The 11,925-nt window shown below is 62.0% G+C and carries 11 protein-coding genes and 1 pseudogene; 4 read left to right on the top strand and 8 right to left on the bottom strand.

Annotated features, from left to right (window positions below; all coding sequences use genetic code 11):
• Nucleotides 1-5 precede the first annotated feature (5 nt).
• The 5 genes and pseudogenes from ACESMT_RS14500 to ACESMT_RS14480 form a co-directional block, all read right to left on the bottom strand.
• Nucleotides 6-1,340 (bottom strand): annotated as a pseudogene (locus ACESMT_RS14500) (acetyl/propionyl/methylcrotonyl-CoA carboxylase subunit alpha); the annotation flags it as partial.
• 1 nt (nucleotide 1,341) lies between these two features.
• Complete coding sequence (locus ACESMT_RS14495; RefSeq protein ID WP_372827299.1) at nucleotides 1,342-2,004, bottom strand: DUF4126 domain-containing protein; 663 nt, start codon at nucleotides 2,002-2,004, stop codon at nucleotides 1,342-1,344.
• Nucleotides 2,004-2,783 carry an enoyl-CoA hydratase/isomerase family protein gene (locus ACESMT_RS14490; protein ID WP_372827298.1) on the bottom strand — a complete coding sequence of 260 codons (780 nt, stop codon included), beginning with the start codon at nucleotides 2,781-2,783 and terminating at the stop codon, nucleotides 2,004-2,006. Before ACESMT_RS14490 ends, ACESMT_RS14495 begins: the two co-directional genes overlap by 1 nt.
• Before the next feature lie 35 nt (nucleotides 2,784-2,818).
• Nucleotides 2,819-3,958, bottom strand: a complete 1,140-nt coding sequence (locus ACESMT_RS14485) for an acyl-CoA dehydrogenase family protein (RefSeq protein WP_372827297.1) — start codon at nucleotides 3,956-3,958, stop codon at nucleotides 2,819-2,821.
• Between the two features lie 23 nt (nucleotides 3,959-3,981).
• Entirely contained in the window at nucleotides 3,982-5,616 is a 1,635-nt protein-coding gene (locus tag ACESMT_RS14480) for a carboxyl transferase domain-containing protein (RefSeq protein WP_372827296.1), read from the bottom strand.
• Between the two features lie 194 nt (nucleotides 5,617-5,810).
• Between ACESMT_RS14480 and ACESMT_RS14475 the strand changes: the two genes are divergently transcribed.
• On the top strand, nucleotides 5,811-6,872 hold the full coding sequence (locus ACESMT_RS14475; RefSeq protein WP_372827295.1) for an AraC family transcriptional regulator: 1,062 nt from the start codon (nucleotides 5,811-5,813) through the stop codon (nucleotides 6,870-6,872).
• Nucleotides 6,873-6,913: 41 nt separating this feature from the next.
• On the top strand, nucleotides 6,914-8,410 hold the full coding sequence (locus ACESMT_RS14470) for a flavin-containing monooxygenase (RefSeq protein WP_372827294.1): 1,497 nt from the start codon (nucleotides 6,914-6,916) through the stop codon (nucleotides 8,408-8,410).
• On the opposite strand, the gene ACESMT_RS14465 is transcribed toward ACESMT_RS14470, so the two are convergent.
• Nucleotides 8,407-9,558 (bottom strand): zinc-binding dehydrogenase, encoded by a 1,152-nt coding sequence (locus ACESMT_RS14465; RefSeq protein ID WP_372827293.1) that lies wholly within the window; start codon nucleotides 9,556-9,558, stop codon nucleotides 8,407-8,409. The genes ACESMT_RS14470 and ACESMT_RS14465 overlap by 4 nt on opposite strands.
• 156 nt (nucleotides 9,559-9,714) lie before the next feature.
• On the opposite strand from ACESMT_RS14465, the gene ACESMT_RS14460 reads away from it, so the two are divergent.
• Nucleotides 9,715-9,954 carry a hypothetical protein gene (locus ACESMT_RS14460; protein ID WP_372827292.1) on the top strand — a complete coding sequence of 80 codons (240 nt, stop codon included), beginning with the start codon at nucleotides 9,715-9,717 and terminating at the stop codon, nucleotides 9,952-9,954.
• 86 nt (nucleotides 9,955-10,040) lie between these two features.
• Nucleotides 10,041-11,327 (top strand): DNA cytosine methyltransferase, encoded by a 1,287-nt coding sequence (locus ACESMT_RS14455; RefSeq protein ID WP_372827291.1) that lies wholly within the window; start codon nucleotides 10,041-10,043, stop codon nucleotides 11,325-11,327.
• A 274-nt stretch (nucleotides 11,328-11,601) separates the two neighbouring features.
• On the opposite strand, the gene ACESMT_RS14450 is transcribed toward ACESMT_RS14455, so the two are convergent.
• Nucleotides 11,602-11,781, bottom strand: a complete 180-nt coding sequence (locus tag ACESMT_RS14450; protein WP_372827300.1) for a hypothetical protein — start codon at nucleotides 11,779-11,781, stop codon at nucleotides 11,602-11,604.
• A 35-nt stretch (nucleotides 11,782-11,816) separates the two neighbouring features.
• A partial coding sequence (locus tag ACESMT_RS14445; RefSeq protein ID WP_372824689.1) for a transposase occupies nucleotides 11,817-11,925 on the bottom strand: 109 nt, incomplete at its 5' end.

Below are 11,925 nucleotides of genomic sequence, written 5' to 3'. Positions count from 1 at the left end.
CGCTAGACCAGGCCGGTGTCGAGACGGCCGGCACGGACGTCGTCGTTGGCCAGCAACCGGCGCAGGAACCCGATGTTGGTGGTGACCCCGACGATGGCTGTGGCGGCAAGTGCAGCGTCGAGCCGCTGCAGCGCTTGCTCGCGGTCGCCCCCGTGAGCGATCACCTTGGCCAGCATGGGGTCGTAGTCGGAACCAACGATCGAGCCATCATCGACACCCGAGTCGACGCGTACTCCCGGTCCACGGGGTTCGACCATCCGACGCACGACACCACCAGTCGGTAGGAAGTCGCGTGCAGGGTCTTCGGCGTACACGCGAGCCTCGACGGCATGACCGCTCGAAACGATCTCCTCCTGGGTGAACGGCAGCGCCCTCCCCTCGGCTACGTGAAGCTGCAGCGCGACGAGGTCGACCCCGTAGATCATCTCGGTGACCGGGTGCTCCACCTGCAACCTTGTATTCATCTCCATGAAGAAAAAGTTCATGGTGCCGTCCGGGCGCTGCTCAACAATGAACTCGACAGTTCCCGCACCGACATAGTTGACCGCACGGGCAGCAGACACGGCGGCTTCGCCCATCTGCTGGCGCATGGCTTCTGTCATGCCAGGCGCCGGCGCTTCTTCCAGCACCTTCTGGTGGCGGCGCTGCACCGAGCAGTCGCGCTCAAACAGGTAGACGTAGTTGCCATGCGTGTCGCCAAACACCTGGATCTCGATGTGGCGGGGGCGCTGCGCATACTTCTCCACCAGCACGGCGTCGTCGCCAAAGCTGTTGATGGCTTCGCGCTTGCAGGACGCCAGCGCCGCGTCAAAATCTTCTGTCTTGTCCACCGCACGCATGCCCTTGCCGCCACCGCCGGCACTGGCCTTGATCAGCACCGGGTAACCAATGCGGTCGGCCTCGCGCTTGAGCAACGCCGGGTCCTGGTCGCTGCCGTGGTAACCAGGCACCAGCGGCACACCGGCTTTTTCCATCAATTGTTTCGATTCGGCCTTCAGGCCCATGGCCTTGATGGCAGACGCGGGTGGGCCGATAAAGACCAGGCCGGCTGCACCGCAGGCCTTGGCGAACTCCTCGTTCTCGCTCAGAAAGCCGTAGCCAGGGTGAATCGCTTCAGCGCCGGTGGCCTTGGCTACTGCAATGATTTTTTCCCAGCGCAGGTAGCTGTCCTTGGGCGCGCTGCCGCCGATGTGGACGGCCTCATCGCACGCGCTGACATGTTTGGCACCAACGTCGGCATCGGAATATACGGCGACGGTCTGGATCGCCATACGTCTGGCGGTAGCGGCGACCCTGCACGCGATTTCTCCCCTGTTCGCGATCAATATTTTTTTGAACATGTCAGTCATTCTTTGAGAAAGGAGATTTCAGGGTGAAGGCCGGTGGCGGCCCGGTGTCGGGCTTGCCGCTGAAGATGCGCGTCACTCGGGCAAACAGCTGCCGCAAAAAACGCCAGCAGATGCGGATCAGCCACACGCTGAGGATCAACACCAGGACCAGCACAACAACAAACATCAGCGGGTGCGCAATCGCCAGCCACAGGCCGGCAGGCACCAGGCTGTCTTCCACCAGTGAGGCGCCCACATTGCTGAAAGGCTCGGGCGAGGTGTTGATGGCCGCACGGGTGGTGGCCTTGGCGGCATGGCTGGTGGCAGCCAGCGTGCCGCCTGCCAACGCCGCAAGAAGCGCCATCAAACCGCTGTCGGCACCGAACACGCCGGCCGCCAGCGCCGCACCGGCCGGAATCCGGATCATGGTGTGCACCACGTCCCACAAGGAGTCAAGGCCCGGGATCTTGTCGGCAAAAAACTCCACGGCCACCATGAAACCGCTGGCACCCAACACCACCGGGTGCGCCAGCAGGTGCAGGCCTTGCGGCAACTGGATCCAGCCCATGAAACCGGCCAGGCCGGTGAGCAACACCACCAGGTAAAGCCGGACGCCGCTGGCCCAACCCAGCGCGCCGGCAAGAGCTACCAATTGCGCAGTGTCCATCGGGTGCATCAGATGATCCAGTTCGGCTTGCGTTTTTGCAGAAAGGACTGCACACCTTCACGCCCCTCGTCGCTGACGCGGATGTCGGCAATGGATTCGACCGTCATCTGTATCAGCGCGGGCGTGATCTCCTGGTCCGCCACGTCCTGCACCAGCAGCTTGCAGAGCTTGACGGCCTCGGGGCCGGCGTTGACCAGGGCTTTCGCGAGTTCGGCGATCTTGGCATCCAGCCGGTCCGCTGCGACCACCTCATGCACAAAACCGATGCGCAAGGCCTCGGCCGCATCAAACCTTTCGGCTGTCAAAAAGTAGCGGTGCGCAGCACGCGCACCCATGGCGCGGATCACATAGGGGCTGATAGTCGCCGGGATCAGGCCCAGCTTGACCTCGCTGAGGCAATAACCAGCGGTGTCCACCGAGACCGCGATGTCGCAAGCCGCCACCAGACCGGTGCCGCCGGCATACACATCACCCTGCACTTTGGCAATCGTCGGCTTGGGGCAGGTGTAAACCACACGCAGCATCTCGGCCAGTGCGCCGGCATCGGCAACGTTTTCGTCGCGCGTGTAGTCGGCCATGCGTTTCATCCAGTTCAGGTCGGCGCCGGCGCAAAAAGCCGTGCCCTTGGCGGCCAGCACGATGCAGCGCACATCCGGGCGGCTGCCCAGGTCCATGAAACACGCCGTCATCTCGGCAATGACCTCGTCATTGAAGGCATTGCGCACCTCCGGCCGGTTCAGGGTGACCGTGGCTACGCCGCTGGCAGAGCTCAGTTCAAGATGTTTCATGGCTTTTGTTCCGTTTGTTGTTGCGTTCAAAGGCTTCAATAACGCTTGGCCGCTTCTTCCAGCATCACCTCGGTTGCGCCGCCGCCAATGGCCAGCACACGCGCGTCGCGCCACAGCCTTTCAATCGCTGTCTCGCGCATGTAGCCCATGCCACCATGGAACTGCTGGCAGGTCTGCACCACCTCGTTGACCAGCTCGCCGGTCAGCGCCTTGAGCATGGACACGTCCTGCACGATGTCGTGGCCCTGGGTCACGCGCCAGGCGCAGTGGTACATGAATTGCCGCGCGGCGCGTGTCTTGGCGTCCAGCATCGAGATGCGCTGGCGAATCACCTGCTGGTCCCACAGCGGGCCGCCGAAGGCCTGGCGCTGGCGCACATAGTCCAGCGTGAGCTTGAGCGCCTGCTGGCAATGGCCCACGGCCATCGCACCCAGCGCGATGCGTTCAGTCTGAAAGTTTTTCATCACCGAATAAAAACCCTTGCCCTCCTCGCCCAGCAGGTTGCCGGCGGGGATGCGCGCGTTGTCGAAAATCAGCTCGGCGGTGTCCGACGACAGCCAGCCGGTTTTCTTGAGCGCCCGGCCCACCGTGAAACCGGGCGTGCCCTTCTCGACAATGAACATCGACATGTCGCGTTTACCCGGGCCGGTCTTGGCCGCGACAAAGTACAGGTCGGCATGTACCCCGTTGGTGATGAACATCTTGGTGCCGTTGATGACCCACTCAGCGCCATCCAGTCTGGCACTTGTCCTGATGCCGGCAACATCCGAGCCGGCGCCCGGCTCGGTGATGCCTACCGCCGTGATCAGCTCGCCGGCAATCACCTTCTTCAAATACTTTTCTTTTTGCGCCGCATTGCCCGCGTGGTGCAGGTGCGGGCTGGCCATGTCGGTGTGGACCAGCACCGTAATGATGAAGCCGGCAAAGGTGGACTGCGACAGCGCCTCGGCGAACACCAGATTCGTCATGGCATCGCTGTCCGCGCCGCCGTATTTTTCTTCGTACATCAGACCGAACAGACCGGCCTGGCCCATGCGGCGCAGCACCTCGCGCGGCACACAACCCTGCTCTTCCCAGCCGGCGGCGTGTGGCTCTACCTCTTTGGCGATGAAGCGGCCGATCTGGTCGCGCAGCAGTTCGTACTCGGGCGTGTCGTAAGTGGAAACGTTGGACATGGGTTCTTTTTCCTTTAACCGACCTACATGCGGAAGACGCCGAACTTTGGCTCGGGGATAGGCGCATTCAGGCTGGCACGCAGGCCCAGCGCCAGCACGCGCCGCGTGTCGGCGGGGTCGATCACGCCGTCGTCCCACAGGCGCGCGCTCGAGTAATAGGGGTGCGACTGGTGTTCAAACTGGTCCAGCATGGGTTGCTTGAAGGCTTTTTCTTCCTCGGCGCTCCATGTGCCGCCCTTGGCCTCGATACCGTCGCGCCGCACGCTGGCCAGCACGGAAGAAGCCTGCTCGCCGCCCATGACACAAATACGCGCATTCGGCCACATCCAAAGAAAGCGCGGACTGTAGGCGCGGCCGCACATGCCGTAGTTGCCGGCGCCGAAGCTGCCGCCGATGATGATGGTGAATTTGGGCACTTGCGCAGTGGCCACGGCCATCACCATCTTGGCGCCGTGGCGCGCAATGCCTTCGGCCTCGTACTTGCGACCCACCATGAAGCCGGTGATGTTCTGCAAAAACACCAGCGGGATCTTGCGGTGGCAGCAGACTTCGATGAAGTGCGCACCCTTTTGCGCCGACTCGCTGAACAGGATGCCGTTGTTGGCGATGATGCCAACCGGCATGCCCTCGATATGCGCAAAACCTGTGACCAGCGTGGCACCGAAGCGCGCCTTGAACTCGTCAAACTCGCTACCGTCCACGATGCGGGCAATGATCTCGCGCACGTCATAAGGCTTGCGGGTGTCCACCGGCACCACGCCATAAACCTCATCTGCTGCAAATTCAGGAGCACGTGGTGCACGGCTGGCAGGGGCTGCAGGCACTTTTCTTGTGTAATTGGCGTTCAGGTTGGCGACCGAGGCCCGAGCCAGCGCCAGCGCGTGGGCGTCGTTCTGCGCCAGGTAGTCCGCCACGCCTGACAGGCGGGTGTGCACGTCGCCGCCGCCCAGATCTTCGGCGGTGACGATCTCGCCCGTGGCGGCTTTCACCAGCGGCGGGCCACCCAGAAAAATGGTGCCCTGGTTCTTGACGATGATGGTCTCGTCGCTCATGGCCGGCACGTAGGCGCCACCCGCCGTGCAACTGCCCATGACCACAGCGATCTGCGCAATGCCCAACGCACTCATGTTGGCCTGGTTGTAGAAGATGCGGCCGAAATGCTCGCGGTCGGGAAACACCTCGTCCTGGTTCGGCAGGTTGGCGCCGCCCGAATCGACCAGGTAAATGCAGGGCAGGCGGTTTTGCTGCGCCACTTCCTGGGCGCGCAAATGCTTCTTGACCGTCATCGGGTAATAGGTGCCGCCCTTGACGGTGGCGTCGTTGCACACGATCACGCAGTCCACCCCGCTGACGCGGCCAATGCCGGTGATCATGCCGGCGCACGGTGCGCTGTCGCTGCCGTCGCGGTCGGGGTACATGGCCAGCGCCGCCAGTGGTGCCAGCTCCAGAAACGGTGTGCCAGGGTCCAGCAGCATCTGCACCCGCTCGCGCGGCGGCAGCTTGCCACGCGCCACGTGTTTGGCCCGGGCTGCCTCACCGCCGCCGGCAGCGGCTTTGGCCACCTGCAGCTTCAGGTCGTCCACCAGCGTGCGCATGGCAGCGGCATTGGCCTGAAAGTCGGCCGAGCGGGCGTTGAGTTTGGTTTCCAGAACTGGCATGTGTCTCCTCAATACAAACAGGGCGCGCGTCAGGGCGTGTCGGGCCAGTGCGGGCATGGATGGCGGCTCGGAGGCCGCAATGACAATCCATTCAGTCCACACCTTAACGCCAAACACCGCAGCTTAGGCCCAAAATCCGCCAAGCGGCCGCCACACAGGTTGCAAATCGTGCCTGCTTCGTCGAAAATTGATGAATGCCCACCGACCGCCCGCCAGCGTCCGCAAACCCGTCCACTGCCGCCACGCCCATGGCCTTTGCAAGGGTGATCACCGGGGCTTACGAGCTGTATGGCCAAAGCCCCGCCGCCGCGCTGAAGCTGGCACAGATCACGCCAGCCCGGCTGCAACAAGCCAGTGCCCGCATCACCGCCCGCCAGATGGAGGTGCTGTCCGGCGCGGCGATGCAGGAGCTGGACGACGAGGCGCTGGGCGCCTTCTCACGCAAGCTGCCCTGGGGCAGCTACGGCATGCTGGCCCGGGCCTCGCTGAGTGCGCCCACGCTGGGCGTGGCGCTCAAGCGCTGGTGCCGCCACCACGGGCTGCTGACGGACGACATTGCACTCAAGCTGGTGACCACCAGCCAGGATGATCACAAGACCGCCACCATCGTGATCGAAGAGCGCGGCGACCTCGGCCGGGACGGGCAGGAGGCACGCGAGTTTTGCCTGGTGCATGTGCTGCGCAACATCCACGGCCTGGCCTGCTGGTACATCGACTCACGCATTCCGCTGCAGGGCGCGCAGTTTCAGTTTGCCGCGCCGCCGCACGCTGATGCCTATGCACTGATGTTCCCCGGCCTGCTGCGTTTTGGCGCCACGCAGACCGGGATCAGGATAGATGCACGCTACCTCGCCCTGCCACTGCGCCGTGACGAAAAGGCCTTGCAGCACATGCTGCGGCGCGCCCTGCCGCTGACCGTGCTGCAATACCGCCGCGACCGCCTGCTGGTGCAGCAGGTGCGCCAGGCGCTGACGGCCTGGCCCGACCAGGCGCACAACGCCGATGGGCTGGCGGCGCTGCTGAATATCTCCGCGCGCACGCTGCACCGGCAATTGAAAGAGGAAGGCGCATCGCTGCAGGCGCTGAAAGACGAGGTGCGCTTCGAGCGCGCCAGGGACTTGCTCAATCGCAGCGACAAGCCGGTGAAGCAGGTGGCAGCGGCGGTGGGTTTCAAAAACGAGAAAAGTTTTACCCGGGCTTTCAAGCAATGGATGGGGGTCAGTCCGGGGGAGTTTCGCAAGGGCGTTCAGGCGTGAGCGCTCGCGCGCGTGCCCAGCACGTGACTTAAACTGCCCGCATGACGGCCGCCGACTCCGACCCCCTCTTCTTCGACGTGGTGGTCGTGGGCGCCGGCCTCTCTGGCATCGCGGCAGGTCACTATCTGCAGACGCTGTGCGCCACACGCAGCTACGTGATTCTGGAAAACCGGCAGGCAATCGGGGGCACCTGGGACCTGTTCCGTTATCCTGGCGTGCGCTCCGATTCCGACATGTTCACCCTGGGCTACAGCTTCCGGCCCTGGGAGAGCGACGCCAGCTTTGCGGCGGGTCCGGCCATCCGCGACTACGTGGTCAGCACGGCGCGCGATGAAGGCATAGACCGGCACATCCGTTTTGGCCACCGCGTCAGCGCCGCCGCCTGGGACGCGCAGCAGGCCCGCTGGAGCGTCAGCGCCACCCTCAGCGCTGATGGCGCGCCCGCTCGCGACGTGCACTTTACCTGCCGCTTCCTGTTCTTTTGCAGCGGCTACTACGACTACGCACAGGGCTACCAGCCACCCTGGCCGGGCCGCGACGATTTTCGCGGCCGCATCGTGCATCCGCAGCACTGGCCGGCCGACCTGGACTACCGCAACCGCAAGGTGGTGGTGATCGGCAGCGGCGCCACCGCCGTGACGCTGGTGCCCGACATGGCGGCCAGCGCGGCCCATGTGACGATGCTGCAGCGTTCACCCAGCTACATCGTCGCCCTGCCGACGCGCGACGGTATTGGCGCGCTATTGCGGCGCTGGCTGCCAGGCCAGATCTCACACGCGCTGATCCGCTGGAAGAACATTTCGTTGGCCAGTGCGTTCTACCAGCTCTCGCGGCGCAGACCGGCCACCGTCAGGCGCCTGATTTTGCGGCAGGCCAGGCGGCTGCTGGGCCCCGCCTTCGATGTGGAGCGCCATCTGGCGCCAAGCTACAAGCCGTGGGACCAGCGCCTGTGCATCGCGCCGGACGCAGACATCTTCAAGACCGTGCGAGACGGCAAGGCTGATATCGTGACCGGGCACATCGAGTGTTTCACAGCAGGCGGCATCCGCCTGACCTCGGGAGAGGAAATTGCGGCAGACGTGATCGTCACCGCCACCGGCCTGCAGCTCAAGGTCCTGGGCGGCGTGTCGCTCAGCGTGGATGGCGCGGCGGTGGACATGTCAAAGTCCATCGTCTACCGGGGCGCGCTGTTCAGCGGTGTGCCCAATCTGGCGCTGGCCTCCGGCTACACCAATGCGTCGTGGACGCTCAAGTGCGAGCTGGTGGCGCGTTACGTCTGCCGCCTGCTCAATGACATGGAGGCGCGCCAGCTTGACGTGTGTATGCCGGTCAATGACGACCCGCAGTTGCCGACGCAGGCCTTCATCGACCTGAGCTCGGGCTATGTGCAGCGCTCTGCCCACCTGCTGGCGCGCCAGGGCCTGCGCCGGCCGTGGCGCATGTACCAGAACTACCTGCTGGACCTGCTGGCGCTGAAGTTTTCGCCGTTGCGTGATGGCGTGCTGCGGTTTTGGGCCAAACCTGCACCGCGCGATTAAGCGGTGATGCCCTTGTTGGGGTTGATCAGGTACTTGGTGCCCGTGGCGCGCTGGCCGTACGCCGCGATTTCTGCGGGTTGCAGCGCCTCGGCCAGCGAGATTTCTTTCGAATAACTGCTGGCAAAGGTGGTCTTCAGCTCGCTGGCCACACGCTGACGCAGGGCTTGCGCGGCCGCCGGGCTAATGCGCTGCAAAAACGGAAACAGCAGCCACCCACCCATGCCCCAGGTCATGCCAAAGTTGCGGTTGAACTCGGTGGGCCGTGTGTCCAGGCCGCCGTAGATGTACACCTGCTTGTGGGTGGTCGATCCGTAGCGGCTGTACTCGGTGGCGGTGCGGTTCAGCGCGGCTTCCATGCAGCCCAGAATCTGCCCGGCCAGCTTGCCGCCGCCCGTAGCGTCGAAGGCCAGGGTGGCGCCGGTGGCGACCAGCGCCTGCGTCAGGTCTTCGATGAAGGTGGGTACCGTGGCGTCGCAAACATATTTGGCACCCAGCGACTTCAACAGCGCCACTTGCTCGGGTTTGCGCACGATGTTCACCAGCTCGATGCCGTCCTTGAGGCAGATCTTGTTGAGCATCTGCCCCAGGTTGGAAGCCGCCGCCGTGTGCACCAGCGCCGTGTGGCCTTCCAGACGCATGGTCTCGACCATGCCGAGCGCGGTGAGCGGGTTGACAAAACACGAAGCCCCCTCGGCCGGCGTGGTGCCCGCAGGCAACAGCAGACACTGCTCGGCCTTGACGCAGCGGTACTGCGCATACATCGCACCGCCCAGCAGGGCCACCGTCTTGCCCAGCAGCGCCTGCGCGGCAGGCGCGCTGCCGGCCGCCACCACCACACCCGCACCTTCGTTGCCCACAGGCAGTGACTGGCCCAGCCGGCCGGCCATGGCCTTCATGGCTGCCTGCGGAATCTGCAGCGTCACCACGGGCTGGCTGGCCGTGCCCGCCAGCGCGGCAGTGCTGATGTCACCCGCGCCAAACAGCAGGCCAATGTCGGAGGGGTTGATCGGCGTGGCCTCGATCCGCACCACCACTTCATCGGCAGCAGGGGTGGGGGTGGGCACGCTGACTAGCGAAATTTCCAGCACGCCTTCGGGTTTGACCAGGGACTGGAGTTGAAGGCCGGTGGGGGTGGGGGGTGTGCTCATTGATGTTTATCCGGGTTGTCGATGTTTTCGTAGTTCATGACCTTACACGGTTCGGGCTGGGCCTGTCGAAGAGCCCTGCCGAAGTACTGACCCTTCGACAAACTCACTGCTGCGGGGCTCCACTCCAGCGTGGCCGGCAGCTACCTGACTGCGTGGGTGACGTATGCATCGTTGTTCAAGGCTTCACCTGTGGACCTGAAGTACACCGCCGGGCTGGACCCCGCGATTGCGAAACATCTGCGGGCGGTGGCATGGGAGACGGTGCAGGAGTATTTCAAGCCTTCAGCCTTTGATCTGTTATCCGTTCCCAGCATCCACCCGAGTCCTAGCAGCACCGCTGGCGGGGCTGCACTCGCAGAGGCCGGGGTTGTAGCCACTCAAGGTTGGGCGGTCTGAGCGGGCGAAGAATTTGTTGCTACCGGCGACAAAAACCGATCCAGCAGGTATCCCCAAGCCGAATAAGAATAAAATTTTGCATACTGTTGTTTTTTACAGTAGTATTGGAAGAATTTATTAGCAGCTTGTCAGCCAAGGCGCTTCTTTTCTCTAACGTGCAGCAATCCATGACTTCTTCTTACTCAAACGTTCTCAAGCCACTAGGGTTTTTTGAGTTTTTTTGCGGCGGCGGAATGGCAAGGATTGGACTCGGTGCCGGATGGAAATGTCTATTTAGCAATGATTTCGATCCCAAAAAAGGGATCGCCTACAAGTCAAACTTCGCTCCAGCCGAAGAGCTGCACGTCGGGGACGTAGCAAAAATCACCACGAGCCAGTTGCCAACTAGGGCACCGCTGGCTTGGGCTTCATTTCCATGTCAAGACCTTTCCCTCGCCGGCTATGGAAAGGGTCTGGCAGGCGAGCGGTCTGGAGTATTTTGGCCATTCTGGCGTTTATTGATGAGCTTGAAAGCAGAAGGTAGACACCCCCCAGTCGTGGCATTGGAAAATGTCAGCGGACTTATAACCTCACACGGAGGCAAAGACCTGACCGGGCTGATTTCTGGATTAGTAGAAGCTGGATATAAAGTAGGCACTCTTGAAATAGACGCAGCTTACTTCCTGCCGCATTCACGCCCTCGACTTTTCATAGTTGCCGTTGCTAATGGCGTGGTTTTGCCAAAAGGACTAGTCGCAAAAATTCCCAACCCAGCTTGGCACCGTAGGAAATTGCAAGATTTGGTCGAAGAACTTCCAGAAGCCGTTCGCAAGAACTGGATTTGGTGGAAGATTCCTATGCCCACGGCAGATGTTCCGAACTTATCTGAGCTCATTGAACACGATTTTTCCGACTCCACTTGGGACTCATTAGCAGTAACGGAAAAACTTCTGCGAATGATGACACCAGGTAACTTAGCCAAGGTTGCTGCAGCCCGTGAAAGCGGCGTACTTCACGTTGGGACGATCTACAAGCGAACACGAACTGGGGTTCAAAGAGCTGAGGTGCGGTTTGACGGACTGAGCGGATGCTTGCGCACCCCTGCGGGAGGTTCCAGCCGACAAATCGTGATGGTCGTGAAGGGCAACGAGGTCCGCTCACGACTTATATCGGCTCGCGAAACTGCACGACTAATGGGGTTGCCAGAGAGCTATACGCTGCCAGGCAAGTACAACGACGCATACCATTTGACTGGTGATGGTGTTGTAGTGCCCGTCGTAAATTGGCTAGGTCAGCATCTTCTTAGACCACTCGCATTATCCGCCCAGCATTTAATCGAGGAGGACGCCGGAAAATTGGCGACCAATTCCTCGCGCCCTTTATTTCACGCGTGAGTCATCGCGCGAATTAAACACAAACGGCGGAGGCAAGCGCCTTGTCGTCTCGAGCCAGGGAAGGCCGCAAGCACTGCTTCAAGCTCATATTCTTTCCAGCTCTTGGGTTCGCACTCCCAGAGCACAATTGGGATCCCACCCTGATTGATTAAATTTTTCAATGCATCTCGATCTCGTGCCATGTTGCGGGATTTCTTCGCATGACAGTGGGCAAACTTTTGTTTGGGCATGCGATTTCCCCTCGCGCAGTTGTGACCATGTCAAAAGCATCCGTTCACAAAAATCGCTTTTCGCGCTTCGGGATTACCACATCTGGGCTCCCCGGCAGCGTGGCGAAATGAAGGACATATCGATATCCCCCAGCATGCAGAGTACGCCGAACAACCATTTCCGGGGCCGTGTTTTTACGCTTCGCGGCATGCATGATGTGGCTGCGTTGTTCCGTAGTTACAATTTGGGCTCTTCGTTAATTTCACTGTGATTTTTTCCTCACGCCCAACCCAAATCCAACTTACCGCAATGAAACAGAATTCTTGCCCGGTAGTTGGTGAAGCTGCGAAACCCACGGGCATTGGCCTTGATGAGCTGGATGGCGCTG

Origin of the sequence: Polaromonas sp. (assembly GCF_041689105.1) — a bacterium.
GTDB lineage: Bacteria > Pseudomonadota > Gammaproteobacteria > Burkholderiales > Burkholderiaceae_C > Polaromonas.
This window is presented reverse-complemented; position numbering and strand designations above follow the sequence as displayed.

What these genes read in the sequence shown, in the direction of transcription:
- ACESMT_RS14495 (WP_372827299.1), bottom strand. Translation starts at nt 2,004, where the DNA reads ATGCACCCGATGGACACTGCGCAATTGGTAGCTCTTGCCGGCGCGCTG.
- ACESMT_RS14490 (WP_372827298.1), bottom strand. Translation starts at nt 2,783, where the DNA reads ATGAAACATCTTGAACTGAGCTCTGCCAGCGGCGTAGCCACGGTCACC.
- ACESMT_RS14485 (WP_372827297.1), bottom strand. Translation starts at nt 3,958, where the DNA reads ATGTCCAACGTTTCCACTTACGACACGCCCGAGTACGAACTGCTGCGC.
- ACESMT_RS14480 (WP_372827296.1), bottom strand. Translation starts at nt 5,616, where the DNA reads ATGCCAGTTCTGGAAACCAAACTCAACGCCCGCTCGGCCGACTTTCAG.
- ACESMT_RS14475 (WP_372827295.1), top strand. Translation starts at nt 5,811, where the DNA reads ATGCCCACCGACCGCCCGCCAGCGTCCGCAAACCCGTCCACTGCCGCC.
- ACESMT_RS14470 (WP_372827294.1), top strand. Translation starts at nt 6,914, where the DNA reads ATGACGGCCGCCGACTCCGACCCCCTCTTCTTCGACGTGGTGGTCGTG.
- ACESMT_RS14465 (WP_372827293.1), bottom strand. Translation starts at nt 9,558, where the DNA reads ATGAGCACACCCCCCACCCCCACCGGCCTTCAACTCCAGTCCCTGGTC.